We start from the raw sequence: 14,287 nt of genomic DNA, 5'->3' as shown, positions 1-14,287 counted from the left end.
CAGGTCTCTCACTGGGCATTCGGCCGGCTCTCGGAGCTTACGCTGGCGTCACCCACTCCAGGACGCGCCGAACGGGAAGTTCGCTGCTGCGTGTTGACCCGATGGCTGAGCGCGCGAACTTCTCGCCGAAGTTCGGTCAATTGACGCGTCACTTCGTCGAAATCCTTGCGTCCCGGCATACCGAACATCGCTGCCGCGGCCTCTCCGACGTCATCCTGCCGGCTGCGCAATTTCAGCCCCGACTGCAAGAGTTCCTTTTGTGCTTGCAAAAATCCTTCGCCGCGCTGATTTCGGATCAATTCCTCGTTGGAGATTTCGCTCCACTTCGCAAACGCCTCGCGCCATTCCGGAGGCGGCTTGCTGCCGTTGTCGGTGACTGCCGACATCGCCTCGAGGAATCTCTTCGAGGCCTCCGTCCATGGCGCCGCCGCGACGGCGTTGTAGCTCGCCAGTTTCTGGCGCATGTCAATCCACGCGCCGAAAACCAGCGCCATCTTTCGATCGATATCCCAGACGTCGGCCAGCCGCGGCCCCTGCGCCATTTTCTCGATGGCTTCCGACATCTCGTTGCCGGCCGCAAATCCCTGCGGGTGCTCCAGCAGGCGGGCGAGCATGAACGGGGCCATGGAACTCGACCACGCCTCCGCTATCTGCTTCGAAGATTCCGAGAACGACTGCCAAAGGTCAGCCCACCCCGGAGTTGGGTCAGCAGCGGCCGCATTCGGTTCGCTCTTTTCGCTCATCGCATTCCTCGCAACACCGGTATCGATATGGACGCCACATGGTCAGGCGGCAGCTCTGTTTCCGAAGGCTTCCGTGTAGATCGCCAGCGCGTCTTCGAACTTCATTTCACGTGGATTGTTGACGAGAAGCCGCGTCTGCTTCATCGCGTCCTCCGCCAGCTTGTTCAGGTCAGACCGTGCGATACCGACGTCGGCAAGCGACGCCGGCACGTTGCAGTCCCTGCAGATCGCGGCGACGGCATCCACAAAGAGCCGCGCCCGCTGACTGACCCCCATCCCCTGCGACTTGGGATCGACGATCGGCGCCAACTCGGCGTAAAGCTCCTCTGCTTCCGGTAAATTGAACCGCAGCACCTGGGTCAGCACCAAGGCGTTCGACAGTCCATGCGGCACATGGAAGATTGCGCCGATCGGGTAGGCCAGTGCATGGACTGCAGCAACCGGCGAATTGGCGAATGCCATCCCGGCCAGCATCGAGCCCAACAGCATCTGCGAGCGCGCCTCGAGATTGGAGCCATCGGCACAGACCTTGCGTACATTGGCCGACAGCAGCGTAAGCGCCTGGCGAGCGAGCTGATCCGACATCGGGTTCTTCTTGTGCTTGCTGGTATAGGCTTCGATCGCATGCACCATGGCGTCGATCCCGGTCGCGGCCGTGACGTGGGCCGGCAGGCCGAGCGTCAGCTCCGGATCGAGGATCGCCCAGTCCGGCAGCAGCCGCGGGGACACGACACCCTTTTTCTCCGTCGTCGGCGTCGTGACGATCGCAATCGCCGTCACCTCCGAGCCGGTCCCCGCCGTCGTCGGCGCCAGCAGCAGCGGGAGACGCTCACCCTTGGCCAGACCTACGCCGTAAATTTCTTCGAGTCGCTCAGGGGTCTTCGCGAGATAGGCCACGAGCTTCGCGGTATCGAGCGCGCTGCCGCCCCCGATCGAAGCCACCAGTTCGATCCCCTTGTCGCGGCAAAGTGCGACCGCCCGCTCGATGATGTGCGACGGGGGGTCTGCCTCCACGTCATCGAACACGGTCAATTCGCAACCACCCGCGACCAGGCCCGCTTCGGCATTCGCGGTCAGGCCCGCGTTGCGAACACCCTTGTCGGTGACCAGGAGGACACGCTTTGCTCCGTATCCGGCGACCAGCTCAGCCAGCTTCTTCGATGCGCCGACCTCGAACAGAATATTCGGCGGCGCCTGGAACGTGAACGGTTTCATTGGATCTCACTCCTGATCTGAAGGGACGGCAATGCTGCCAGCGCAGCCGCGAGTTGTTCGGTCACGACGACGATCGGCTGCAGACCGTCGACAATGTTGAGTAATCCCTTTGACCGGTAGTATTCGGTGACTGGTGCGGTTTGCTCGCGATAGACGTGCAGCCGGGTCTCGAAGACTTCGGGATTATCGTCGGGGCGCACCGGCTCACCCCTGCTGGCTGCTTCCTCGGCACGGCCGCGGATACGGTCGAGCAGTGCATCCTCGTCGACCTCGAGCTCGAGGACCGCGTCAAGCTTGATGCCCCTTGCGGCAAGCTCCTGATCGAGCGCTTCGGCCTGCACAACCGTGCGGGGAAACCCGTCGAGGATGAAGCCGTTCGCGGCGTCCGAATGATCGATCCGGCCGGCGACCACCGAAACCACGACATCATCGGGCACGAGTTCGCCGCGATCCATGATGTGCTTGACGCGCAACCCCTGCTCGGTGCCTTCCGCGACCGCCTCGCGCAGCATGTCGCCAGTCGACAATTGCGGAATCGAAAAGCGGTCGACAATTCTCGTTGCCTGCGTGCCCTTCCCCGCGCCCGGCGGTCCCAACAGAACCAATCTCATCAACCCGCTCCTCGTGCGTTGCGATTTCTCAGTACCTGCCTTGGTTCTTGGCCCGTGCGATCGCCTCAACGATGAGCCGGCGCGCTTCGGCGCTGTCGCCCCACTCGATCACCTTGACCCACTTCCCCGGCTCCAGGTCCTTGTAGTGCTCGAAGAAGTGCTGGATCTGCTCGATGGTGATTCGCGGCATGTCGGCGATCTCGGCGACATGGGCGTAGCGCATCGTCAGTTTCGAGACCGGCACAGCGATGATCTTCTCGTCGCCCCCGCCCTCGTCATCCATCTTCAGCACTCCGATCGGCCGCACATTGATCACCGCGCCGGGCGCGATGGGCCGAGAGTTTGCCACCAGAACATCGATCGGGTCGCCGTCGTCGGACAAGGTGTGCGGCACGAAGCCGTAATTTCCGGGATATCGCATCGGCGTGTACAGGAAGCGATCGACAAACAGCGCGCCGGCCTCCTTGTTCATCTCGTACTTGATCGGTTCACCCCCGATCGGAACCTCAATGATGACATTGACGTCTTCGGGCGGATTGTCGCCGATCGGAATTGCATCGATGTTCATTTCGATGCCGCCTTCTGGCTGTGCCGGTTCCTGATCAGATCATCGACCACGGCCGGGTCGGCCAGTGTCGAGGTGTCGCCTAGCGCGCCGACTTCGTTCTCGGCGATCTTGCGCAGGATGCGGCGCATGATCTTGCCCGAGCGTGTCTTGGGCAGGCCGGGCGCGAACTGAATAACGTCGGGCGCGGCGATCGGGCCGATCTCCTTGCGCACCCAGACGACAAGTTCCTTCTGCAACTCGCTGGAAGGTTCAATGCCCGTCATCAGGGTGACATAGGCGTAGATACCCTGTCCCTTGATGTCGTGGGGAAAGCCGACGACCGCAGCTTCAGACACCTTCGGGTGCGCGACCAGCGCGCTTTCGACCTCTGCCGTTCCCATGCGATGGCCGGACACGTTGATGACATCGTCGACCCGGCCGGTGATCCAGTAGTACCCGTCGCTATCGCGGCGACAGCCGTCGCCGGTGAAATATTTTCCCGGGTAATTCGAAAAGTAGGTTTGCATGAAGCGCTCGTGGTCACCGTAGATCGTACGCATCTGGCCGGGCCAGGAATCCGCAATGACGAGGTTGCCTTCGCACGCCCCGCTAAGCACCACACCGCTCGCATCGACCACTTCCGGCACGACCCCAAAGAACGGGAGAGTTGCCGAACCAGGCTTGAGCGCCGTCGCGCCCGGAAGCGGCGATATCAGAATGCCGCCGGTCTCGGTCTGCCACCACGTATCCACAATCGGACAGCGCTGATCACCGACGACGCGGTAGTACCATTCCCACGCCTCCGGATTGATCGGCTCGCCGACCGAACCCAGCAACCGCAACGACGCGCGGCTGGTCTGCTTGACCGGTCCTTCGCCCGCGCCCATCAGCGACCGGATCGCGGTCGGCGCGGTATAGAAGATGTTGACCTTGTGCTTGTCGACAATCTCCCAGAAACGCGACATCGACGGATAGTTCGGGACGCCCTCGAACATCAGGGTGGTCGCGCCATTGGCGAGCGGGCCATACACGATATAGCTGTGGCCCGTAACCCAGCCGACATCAGCGGTGCACCAGTAGATATCGCCTTCGTGATAATCGAAGACGTATTGGTGCGTCATCGACGCAAAGACGAGGTAACCCCCTGTCGTATGAACGACACCCTTTGGGGCGCCCGTTGACCCCGAAGTATAGAGGATGAACAGCGGATCCTCGGCGTTCATCTCAGTGGGCGCGCATTCGGTTGACGCCTTCGCAATCTCGTCTTCGTACCAGACGTCGCGGCCGTCGACCCAGTCGATCGGGCCGCCGGTGCGTTTGACCACGATCATCGACTTGACGATACCGGCGGCCTTCCTGACGGCCTCGTCGGCATTGGCTTTCAGCGGCACCTGGCGGCCGCCGCGCAAACCTTCATCGGCCGTGATCACGACCTTCGACCCGCAGCCCTCGATGCGACCCGCCAGCGCATCGGGCGAGAAGCCGCCGAACACAATGGAATGCACCGCGCCGATCCGCGCACAGGCTAGCATCGCGTAGGCAGCTTCCGGGATCATCGGCAGATAGATCGTGACCGTATCGCCTTTCGCTACGCCGTGTTTGCTGAGGACATTTGCGAACCGGCAGACCTGTTCGTGCAACTGGAGGTAGGTAACCTTCTTCGATTCGCCGGGATGGTCGCCCTCCCAGATGATCGCGGTCTGCTCGCCGCGCGTGGCCAAGTGCCGATCGATACAGTTCATCGCCACGTTGGTGGTGCCGTCCTCGAACCATTTGATCGAGACCTTGCCGGGATCGAAGCAGGTGTTCTTCACCTTCGTGAATGGCTTGATCCAGTCGATCCGCCTGCCGTGATAGTCCCAGAACTGCTGCGGTGCCGAGGCGGAGAACTTGTACATCTCGGCGTATTTCGGTGTGTCCGCGTGCGCGCGCGTCGCCCATTTCGCCGGCACGGCGTACACCAGCGCGTTTGAGCTTTTCGACGAATCCATCCAGAGCCTCCTCCTCGCGACACCGCGCAACAGCCTGCAGGCAGGCGCCACGGACGCTGCCTGCCCCCGGCCAAACGCAGACAGATGCTTCCAGTCCTGCCGCGCTGCAATGTCCTACTTGTTCAGATCGACCGGTGCCGGCTTGCTCATCACATTTCCAAGCTCCCGGAACTGCTCGTTCATTTTTTCCATCTGCTCTTTCAGATGAGCTTGATAGACGGCACCCATCTCCTGCGGGCCTTTCGCCTGCAGCAGCCGTTGCGCGAGATCGAAACCGACAACGACATTTGCTTCGGCAAATGCAACCGCCTTTTCGTTCATCTCTTTCACGGCTGAATAGGACGCTCGCACACCGGAGTCGGCTTTCTCGCGCATCTTCTGGGACTCGGTCATGTACTGCGATACGGCCTCTTTCGCCTTATCGAGCGTCGTCTGCGCCATTTTGCGCATCTTTTCAGCCTGTTCATTCAGCTTGTCACTCATTGCACTCTCCACAGGTTGCCGTGCATAGACGTCGTCCATCCCTGCTGACCCCCGGGAGTCATTCCGCGGGTTCAGCGACCGCCTCCAGCTTCTCGCGGAGCTCATCGATCAGCACGCGGGTGTTTTCGGTGTAATCGATGGGAACAGCGACCAGGTGCACGCCGCCACTTTTGAACGCGCGTTCAAGCGTCGGAATAAGGTCGCCCGTGCTTTCGACCCGTGAGCCCTTTGCTCCATAACTCTCGGCGTATTTGACGAAGTCCGGATTGCCGAACGTCAGTCCGAAATCGGGGAAATGATCCACCGCCTGCTTCCAGCGGATCATGCCGTAAGCCGAATCTTCCAGGATCAGGACGACGAGGTTCAGCTTCAGGCGAACCGCGGTTTCCATCTCCTGCGAATTCATCATGAAACCGCCATCGCCGCAGACGGCCATCACCCTGCGCTCCGGATACAGCATGGCTGCCATCATCGCGGACGGCAGGCCTGCACCCATTGTCGCAAGCGCGTTGTCGAGCAGCAGCGTATTCGCTACATAGGTTCGATAGTTTCGCGCGAACCAGATCTTGTACATGCCGTTGTCAAGCGCGACGATGCCGTCCTCGGGAATGACCTTTCGCACGTCGTGCACGATGCGTTGCGGCGTCGGCGGCCAGCGATCTTCCGTGGCGCGATCGGTGACGCGACTCAGAATGCCTTCGCGCAGGCTGAGCAACGCGCCGGCATTATGCAGCCGGCCCTCGACCCGGTCGGCTAGCAGTTCAAGACTCGGCCCGACATCGCCGACCACCTCGCACTGCGGAAAGTAGACCAGTTCGACGTTGGCCGGCGTGTAGCTGACATGGATCACCTGGGGACCTTTCGGGCCCATGATGAAGGGCGGCTTCTCGATGGTGTCGTGACCGATCGCGATGATCAGATCGGCGCGGTCGACCGCCTCGTGAACATAATCGCGCTCGCTGAGCGCGGCTGTGCCCATGTACAGATTGCTGCCGCCGGGAACGGTTCCCTTGCCCATCTGTGTGGTGAAGTACGGAATCTTCGTTCGGCGCACGAAGCCTCCGATTCCCGCCGTGCTGCGTGGACGCGATGCCGCAGCACCCAGCATGATCAACGGCCGCTTGGCTTTCAGGATCAGCTCGGCGGCGCGGTCGAGCGCGGCACGGTGCGCAACCGGAATCTCGATCGGATGCTGCTGGACCATCGCGGTATCTTCGCACTCTTCGCCCGCCACATCCTCGGGCAACTCAAGCAAAACTGGACCTGGCCGTTCCTCCATGGCAATGCGAAAGGCATCGCGCACCAGGGTCGGGATGCTGCTGGTGCTGACGATCTGGCGCGACAGCTTGGTCAGCGGCTTGAACGCCGTGACGACATCCACGATCTGGAATCGCGCCTGCCGGCTGCTCATGATGCCCTTCTGTCCGGTCAACATCACCATGGGCATGGCGCCAAGCAGCGCGTAAGCCGCTCCCGTCGTCAGGTTCAGTGCGCCCGGGCCGAGCGTGGTGATGCACACGCCGGGCTTGCCGGTGAGCCGCCCATAGGTCGCGGCCATGAAGGCCGCACCTTGCTCGTGGCGGGTGAGGATCAGCTTGATCGATGAGCCCCGCAAACTCTCAACGACATCCAGATTCTCTTCGCCGGGAACTCCGAAGATTCGATCGACGCCCTCGTTCTCGAGCGCTGCGACCAACAGATCTGATCCCTTCGGCATGTCGTCCTCCTGACTTTCCTATTAAGCGTCAATAACTGAACTCTGTTTCACGCTGTTAGTGGTTCACGCAGCCCGTGCGTCGCTGGTTTCGGGGAGTTCACGACGGCAGTGCGGGAAACAGATTCAACAGTAGCACCATGCCCAACCCGACCAGCGCGACGATGGACTGGATGACCGATATTGTCTTGGTGGCTTCGCCCATCGTCATCCCGAAGGATTCCTTCACCAGCCAGAACCCGGCGTGATTGGCGTAGTTAAAGAACAACGAACCCGAGCCGATCGAAAGCGCGAGCAGCGGCAGGTTAAGAGACGGGTCGGCAGCTGCCAGCGGCGCGAGCAAGCCGGCCGCGCCGACGATGCCGACGGTCGCCGACCCCGTCGAGACCGACAGCAACATGGCAATCATCCAGCCGAGCAGCAGCGGCGGCAGCGCAAAGTGCTGGGTGAGATGCACGATGGCGTCGCCGACCTTGGCCTTCACCAATATCTGCTGAAACGCGCCGCCGCCGGCAATGATCAGCAGGATGCCCGCAATCGGCTTGAGGCTAGCGCCGAGAGCTTCGCGAAGCTTTTCGGTGCTGCCGCCGCGCAGGTAAACCAGGGTGACCGAGGCGAACAGGACGCCGGCGAGCATCGCAATCAGGGGATCGCCCAGAAACGCGGTGACCTTGGCACCCCAGGAGTTTTTGGGAAGCAGCGTCTCGCCCAGGGTATTGGCCAACATCAGGATCGCCGGCATCAGCACCGCGAGGACTCCGACCCCGATAGGCGCCTTTGTTGCGAGCGGCGCTGCGGAGTCCGACGAGGCTTGCGCGCCGGACGCGGTGAACTGGTCAAGCAACGCCTGGTCGGGGCGCACCGACATTCCCGGCGCAATCAACCGGACATAGAGCGGGCCCGCGAGGATGATCGCGGGGATCGCCGAGATGAAGCCGTAGACCATGGTCGGCCCGACACTCGTCTTCAAGGTGGCGATCGCCGTCAGCGGACCGGGATGCGGCGGCACCATGCCGTGCAAGGATGCCAGGGCCGCGATAACCGGCACGCCAATCAGCACGTAAGGCGAGCCCTTGACCGTCGCGTTACCTTCCAGTTTGCGTGCCACGCTGAAGATCAGCGGCAGCAGCACGACCAGACCGACCTCGAAAAACATCGGGATGCCGACGACAAAGGCCACAAAGGCCATGGCCCATGGCAGCATCCTGTCGGAGGAGCGGGTGAGGATCGCGTCGGCAATCGCCTCGGTGACTCCGGAATCGGCCAGGATCTTGCCGAGCATGGCGCCAAGCGCAATGACGATGCCCACGACGCCCAGGGTATGGCCAGCCCCGGCCACGGTGGCTCCGGCGATCGAACTCATATCCATCCCGGCTGCGATGCCGACGGCGAGGGAGACCACCAGCAATGCGATCAATGGGTGCAGCCGGATGCGGGTGACGATGAGGGCCACCAGCAACGCCACTCCGCCGAGCGCGGTTAGCAGCAGTTGGATATCTGCTTCAGACAATTCGTCCCCTCCCCCTCAATGCGCCACCGCCCCGCCTACTGATTGAGGCGACGAATGATGCTCTGCGTGAAGTCGGTGGTGGATGCCTTGCCACCGAGATCCGGCGTGCGGATCCCATCCTTGCGCAAAACCTGATCGATCGCTGCTCTGAGGCGGTTAGCGAGTTCCGGCCGATCAATATGCTCCAGCATCAGGCCGACCGCCAGCAGCAAGGCGAGCGGATTGGCGATACCCTTGCCGGCAATGTCCGGAGCCGAGCCGTGCACGGCTTCGAATATCGCGGCATCCGGGCCAATATTGGCTCCGGGTGCCATGCCAAGACCGCCCACCAGTCCGGCGAGCTGATCGGACAGGATGTCGCCGAACAGATTGGTGGTGACGATGACGTCGAACTGCCAGGGGTTCATGACGAGCTGCATCGCGGTCGCATCGACGATGCGATCATTCATCTGGATCCTGCCCTCGTATTTCTTCGCGATCTCGTGACCGACCTCGAGAAACACGCCGGTCAAGGCCTTCAGGACATTGGCCTTGTGAACGACCGTAACCTTCTTGCGGCCGTTCTTGAGCGCATAGTCGAATGCGAATTCGATGATCTTGCGCGATCCCTCACGGGTGTTGACGCCGGTCGAAATGGCGACTGCGTGCGGATCGTCCCCGATCGGGATGTAGTGTTCGAAGGCGACATAAAGGCCGCCGAGATTCTCGCGCACCAGCACGATATCGATATCGTCGAATCGTCCCCCGGGAACCATGCTTCGAACCGGACGCACGTTGGCATAAAGGCCGAACTCCTCGCGCAGCCGAACATTGATCGATCTGAATCCGCCGCCGACCGGCGTCGTCAGCGGACCCTTCAATGCCAGCCGCGTGCGCCGGATGCTGTCGAGCGTCGCCTGCGGCAACGGATCGTGACTTTCCTCGATGGCCGCCAACCCGCCTTGCCGGATGTCCCATTCGAACGGGGAACCAAGCGCTTCGAGAATATCGACGGCCGATTTCACGATCTCCGGGCCGATGCCGTCGCCTGGAATGAGTGTCGCGGGAAGCCTTTTGTCAGTGGTCATGTCTGTTCTCTCGATGAAATGATCTGGTGATCGTCAGGCCGCAAGCTGACGCAGGACGTATTGGAGGATTCCACCGTTGCGGAAATATTCGAGCTCATCGAGCGTATCGATGCGGCAGATCAGCGGAACCATGGTTCTGCCGGAACCGTCAGGCCGAACGATCTCGACCGAAAGTTTTTGGCGAGGAACCAGTCCGCTCTCGATCCCGCGCAGTGTGACGATCTCGTCTCCCTTCAGACCCAGGGATTGCCACGAGGCCCCCTCCTCGAACACCAGCGGCATCACGCCCATGCCGACCAGATTGGAACGGTGAATGCGTTCGAAACTCTCGGCGATTACGGCCCGGATGCCGAGAAGGTTGGTGCCTTTAGCAGCCCAATCGCGCGAGGAACCCGTGCCGTATTCCTTGCCGGCGAAGACCACCAACGGCACTTTCTCGGCCTGGTAGCGCATGGCGGCATCGTAGATCGACATTCGCTCGCCGCTCGGCTGATGAATAGCGTAACCACCCTCGACCACCTTGCCAGTCGCGTCCTTCACCATCTGGTTCTTGATGCGGATGTTGGCGAACGTTCCTCGCATCATCACCTGATGGTTGCCGCGCCGCGTGCCGTACTGATTGAAGTCGACTACGCGGATTTGACGGTCGCGCAGGTAATGCCCCGCAGGACTGCTTTCCTTGATCGATCCGGCAGGCGAGATGTGATCCGTGGTGATCGAATCCAGGAATATGCCAAGGATTCGCGCCTTGATGACATCAGTGGGAGGCGTCGGCTCCCTCGTCATCCCGACGAAATAGGGCGGGTTCTGAACATAGGTCGAAACCTCGTCCCACTCGTAGGTCTGCCCTTTGGTGACGCCGATGCTCTTCCAGTTCGCATCGCCGCTGAAGACGTCCGAATAGCGCGACTTGAACAGCTCGCTGCCGATGGTACGGTTGATGCAATCCTGCACCTCCCGGCTCGAGGGCCAGATATCCCTGAGGTACACCGGCTTTCCGTCGCTCCCCATTCCGAGCGGCTCTTTCACCAGATCGAGTGCCATCGAACCGGCGAGCGCGTAGGCAACGACGAGCGGCGGCGATGCGAGATAGTTCGCCCGCACGTCGGGATTGACCCGCCCCTCGAAATTACGATTGCCCGACAGCACTGCGACTGCGACGAGATTGTTGTCAGAGATCGTCTCCGAGATCGCTTCCTGCAGCGGTCCCGAATTACCGATGCAGGTGGTGCAGCCGAAGCCGACGAGATTGAAGCCGAGCTTGTCGAGGTCGGTCTGAAGCCCGGCTTTCTTGAAATATTCCTCGACGATCTGCGAACCCGGCGCGAGCGATGTCTTGACCCATGGCTTCGTACTCAATCCCTTGGCGACAGCGTTGCGCGCCAGCAGACCGGCCGCCAGCATCACGTTGGGGTTGGAGGTGTTGGTACATGACGTAATCGCCGCGATCACGACATCGCCATGGCCGAGGTCGAACGCTTCACCCTCGACGGAATGCCGTTTGCCGATCTGCGCCGCCTGGCGGAATTCCTGATCCATGGCACCCAGAAACGAGGTCTTCGCGCTGTCGAGCGTAACGCGGTCCTGCGGCCGTTTCGGTCCAGCCAGCGAGGGCACCACATCGGTCATGTCGAGCTGCAAACTGTCCGTGAATACCGGATCCGGCGTGTCCGCTGTGCGCCACATGCCTTGGGCTTCGGCATAAGCCTTGACGAGCGCGACTCTGTCGGGCTCGCGACCAGTGGTCGTCAAATAGTCGATGGTTCTCTGGTCGATCGGGAAGAAGCCACACGTTGCGCCATATTCCGGCGCCATATTGGCAATGGTAGCGCGATCCGCCACGGTCATGTCGTCGAGCCCCGAGCCGTAGAATTCGACAAATTTTCCGACCACGCCCCGCTTGCGCAACATCTGCGTCACGGTCAGCACGAGGTCGGTTGCGGTAACGCCTTCCTTCAAACGGCCGGTCAGCTTGAAGCCGATGACTTCTGGCAGCAACATCGAGATTTGCTGGCCGAGCATGACAGCTTCGGCCTCGATGCCTCCAACGCCCCAGCCGAGCACGGCAAGGCCATTGACCATCGTGGTGTGGGAATCGGTGCCGACGAGTGTATCGGGATAGGCCAACTCTACGCCGCCACCTTCAGGTGTGCTGGTCCAGATCGTCTGTGCGAGGAATTCGAGGTTGACCTGATGGCAAATGCCGGTACCGGGAGGAACCACCCGGAAGTTTGAAAATGCGCCCTGCCCCCATTTCAGGAACCGGTATCGCTCGCCGTTGCGCTGGTATTCCAGCTCGACGTTCTTGCTCAGCGCCTGACCATTGCCGAAGACATCGACGATCACCGAATGATCGATGACCAGATCCACCGGCACGAGGGGATTGATCTTCTCTGGATCGCCCCCGAGATTTTTCATGGCGTCCCGCATCGCGGCCAAGTCAACGACTGCCGGGACCCCGGTGAAATCCTGCATCAGCACACGGGCCGGCCGGAACGCGATTTCCTTCTCCGCCGCGCCCTTGTGTTGACTCCACCGCGCCGCATCCTCGATGTCGGCCTTGCTAGTGCTGCGGCCATCTTCATTGCGCAGCATGTTCTCGATGATTACCTTCAGAGAGAACGGCAGCCGCGAGACGTTGGGAAGGCCGTTCTTCTCCGCTGCGTGCAGCGAATAATAGGCGTAGTTCTTTCCACCGACCGTGAGATTTTGGCGGGCGTCAAAGCTGTTGAGATATTGCTTCATCACGAAGTTACCCTTCATTCTGGGATCGGCAAGCAACGACAGGAGACCAGCGGAGCGGAAGAAACGACCGGAGCGGAATGTTTCGCCAAACCGACGGAACGAGCCGCCAGCCTCCCAAACCGGGCGGTTCTCGAGAGGCGATTAGCTGATTTGATGGAGCTACGCCCCGATGATCCTCTCGGCCGCGTTGACCCCGGAAAGCGACTGGCGTTCCTGCGACTTGTAGACGAAGTAGGTGCCGGCCAGACCACAGAGAGCCGCGGCACTCATCCAGTAGCCGGGCGACGCATTGTCTCCGGTGACCGCGATCAACCAGGTACAGATTGCCGCGGTAAAGCCGCCAAAGGTCGTTGCGAGGCTGTAGGCGAGCGAGAACCCGGACGTTCGCACGCCGATCGGCATGACTTCAGTCAATGCGACGATCATCGCGCCGTTGTAGCTGGCGTAGATGAACGACAGCCAGAGCTCGACCATCAGCATTTTCGTAAAGGTCGGGTCTGCGGCCAGCCAGGAAAGCGCGGGATAGGCGGTGATAAATCCCAACGTCGTGAACGCGATCAGGATCGGACGGCGGCCGATCCGGTCGGACAACGCGCCCATGATCGGCAGCCAGATGAAGTTGGACACGCCCACGCAAATTGTCACGATAAGGCTATCGGCCGCGGAAAGTTTGAGGACCGTCTTGCCGAAGGTCGGCGTATAGACCGTGATCAGGTAGAACGACACGGTGGTCATGATCACCATCATCATCCCCGCAAGCACGATGCTCCAGTTGGCGAGGATGGAGCGATAGATTTCTCGGGGCGTGGGATGATGCTTGCGCGCCAGGAACTCGTCGGTTTCCTGCAGGGATCGTCGAATGAAGAACACGAACGGTACGATCAGGCAGCCGATGAAAAATGGAATGCGCCAGCCCCAGTCATCAAGCTGCGCCGGTGCGAGCCATGCGTTCAGGGCAAAACCCAGCGCCGCCGAAACGATGATCGCCGCCTGCTGGCTTGCCGATTGCCAGCTTGCGTAAAAGCCTTTCTTTCCCGGTGTCGCCATTTCCGAAAGGTATACCGAGACGCCACCGAGCTCGACGCCAGCCGAAAATCCCTGCAGCAAACGTCCAATCAGAACCAGCAACGGCGCCAAAAGGCCGATGGTCGCGTAGCTCGGCACGAACGCGATGAGAACCGTGCCGGTCGCCATGATGGACAGCGTAACGATCAAGCCCTTCCGCCGGCCAATGCGATCGACGTAAGCGCCGAGAATGATCGCACCGAGCGGACGCATCAGAAAGCCAGCGCCAAACGCAACAAAGGTCAGCAACAGTGACGCGTATTCATTTTCCAGCGGGAAGAATGCCTTCGCGATGTACGACGCGTAGACACCCGAAAGAAAGAAGTCGAACATCTCGAGAAAATTGCCGCTGGTGACGCGGAGCACCATGCCGAGCTTGGATTGTCCGGTGGTAACCGTCATGCAGTCCTCCCTTTTTTCGTTATGATCTTTTGTCTTTTTCACCCGTCTGGCAGGTGTTTCAAACTTGACCGCACCCAAAGTATCCCCGGGGAGGCGGGCCGCTATCGTCCAAACCGCAATCGCATCCTGGCCGAACCCGATCAGAGAAATGTGCCCGGTTTTGCGCGATAGCGGCTTCAAAGCTGGACCCCGAG

At 61.1% G+C, this 14,287-nt stretch carries 11 protein-coding genes; all 11 read right to left on the bottom strand.

All coding sequences use genetic code 11. The annotated features are described in order from the left end of the window. Positions 1-8: 8 nt before the first annotated feature. Positions 9-743: a poly(R)-hydroxyalkanoic acid synthase subunit PhaE gene (locus UP10_RS17470; protein WP_044588558.1), complete on the bottom strand. Its 735-nt coding sequence runs from the start codon at positions 741-743 to the stop codon at positions 9-11. Positions 744-785: 42 nt separating this feature from the next. Then, positions 786-1,958, bottom strand: a complete 1,173-nt coding sequence (locus tag UP10_RS17465) for an iron-containing alcohol dehydrogenase (RefSeq protein ID WP_044588557.1) — start codon at positions 1,956-1,958, stop codon at positions 786-788. Then, positions 1,955-2,569 (bottom strand): adenylate kinase, encoded by a 615-nt coding sequence (locus UP10_RS17460; RefSeq protein WP_044588556.1) that lies wholly within the window; start codon positions 2,567-2,569, stop codon positions 1,955-1,957. The genes UP10_RS17465 and UP10_RS17460 overlap by 4 nt, the downstream gene beginning before the upstream one ends. A 28-nt stretch (positions 2,570-2,597) precedes the next feature. Further along, complete coding sequence (gene ppa, locus UP10_RS17455) at positions 2,598-3,137, bottom strand: inorganic diphosphatase (protein ID WP_044588555.1); 540 nt, start codon at positions 3,135-3,137, stop codon at positions 2,598-2,600. Further along, positions 3,134-5,107 carry an acetate--CoA ligase gene (gene acs / locus UP10_RS17450; RefSeq protein ID WP_044588554.1) on the bottom strand — a complete coding sequence of 658 codons (1,974 nt, stop codon included), beginning with the start codon at positions 5,105-5,107 and terminating at the stop codon, positions 3,134-3,136. Before acs ends, ppa begins: the two co-directional genes overlap by 4 nt. Positions 5,108-5,221: 114 nt before the next feature. Further along, positions 5,222-5,590 (bottom strand): phasin family protein, encoded by a 369-nt coding sequence (locus UP10_RS17445; protein WP_044588573.1) that lies wholly within the window; start codon positions 5,588-5,590, stop codon positions 5,222-5,224. Between the two features lie 58 nt (positions 5,591-5,648). Beyond that, positions 5,649-7,307: an acetolactate synthase large subunit gene (locus UP10_RS17440; protein WP_044588553.1), complete on the bottom strand. Its 1,659-nt coding sequence runs from the start codon at positions 7,305-7,307 to the stop codon at positions 5,649-5,651. A gap of 97 nt (positions 7,308-7,404) precedes the next feature. Further along, on the bottom strand, positions 7,405-8,814 hold the full coding sequence (locus UP10_RS17435; protein ID WP_044588552.1) for a GntP family permease: 1,410 nt from the start codon (positions 8,812-8,814) through the stop codon (positions 7,405-7,407). A gap of 35 nt (positions 8,815-8,849) precedes the next feature. Then, complete coding sequence (locus tag UP10_RS17430) at positions 8,850-9,881, bottom strand: isocitrate/isopropylmalate dehydrogenase family protein (protein ID WP_044588551.1); 1,032 nt, start codon at positions 9,879-9,881, stop codon at positions 8,850-8,852. A 33-nt stretch (positions 9,882-9,914) separates the two neighbouring features. Next, positions 9,915-12,644: an aconitate hydratase AcnA gene (gene acnA / locus UP10_RS17425; protein ID WP_283807656.1), complete on the bottom strand. Its 2,730-nt coding sequence runs from the start codon at positions 12,642-12,644 to the stop codon at positions 9,915-9,917. 141 nt (positions 12,645-12,785) lie between these two features. Beyond that, the gene (locus UP10_RS17420; RefSeq protein WP_044588550.1) at positions 12,786-14,093 is read right to left on the bottom strand and encodes an MFS transporter; all 1,308 of its coding nucleotides are present in this window, start codon (positions 14,091-14,093) and stop codon (positions 12,786-12,788) included. Positions 14,094-14,287 lie beyond the last annotated feature (194 nt).

It is taken from the genome of Bradyrhizobium sp. LTSPM299 (genome assembly GCF_000938235.1).
Taxonomy (GTDB): Bacteria; Pseudomonadota; Alphaproteobacteria; order Rhizobiales; family Xanthobacteraceae; genus Bradyrhizobium.
The sequence above is the reverse complement of the archived record's forward strand: the minus strand, read 5'-3'. Positions and strand labels throughout refer to the sequence as shown.

Excerpts from the sequence above, each read along its gene's own strand:
- UP10_RS17465 (WP_044588557.1), bottom strand. The coding sequence starts at position 1,958 with ATGAAACCGTTCACGTTCCAGGCGCCGCCGAATATTCTGTTCGAGGTC.
- acnA (WP_283807656.1), bottom strand. The coding sequence starts at position 12,644 with ATGAAGGGTAACTTCGTGATGAAGCAATATCTCAACAGCTTTGACGCC.
- ppa (WP_044588555.1), bottom strand. The coding sequence starts at position 3,137 with ATGAACATCGATGCAATTCCGATCGGCGACAATCCGCCCGAAGACGTC.
- UP10_RS17430 (WP_044588551.1), bottom strand. The coding sequence starts at position 9,881 with ATGACCACTGACAAAAGGCTTCCCGCGACACTCATTCCAGGCGACGGC.
- UP10_RS17440 (WP_044588553.1), bottom strand. The coding sequence starts at position 7,307 with ATGCCGAAGGGATCAGATCTGTTGGTCGCAGCGCTCGAGAACGAGGGC.
- UP10_RS17420 (WP_044588550.1), bottom strand. The coding sequence starts at position 14,093 with ATGACGGTTACCACCGGACAATCCAAGCTCGGCATGGTGCTCCGCGTC.
- acs (WP_044588554.1), bottom strand. The coding sequence starts at position 5,107 with ATGGATTCGTCGAAAAGCTCAAACGCGCTGGTGTACGCCGTGCCGGCG.
- UP10_RS17460 (WP_044588556.1), bottom strand. The coding sequence starts at position 2,569 with ATGAGATTGGTTCTGTTGGGACCGCCGGGCGCGGGGAAGGGCACGCAG.
- UP10_RS17470 (WP_044588558.1), bottom strand. The coding sequence starts at position 743 with ATGAGCGAAAAGAGCGAACCGAATGCGGCCGCTGCTGACCCAACTCCG.
- UP10_RS17445 (WP_044588573.1), bottom strand. The coding sequence starts at position 5,590 with ATGAGTGACAAGCTGAATGAACAGGCTGAAAAGATGCGCAAAATGGCG.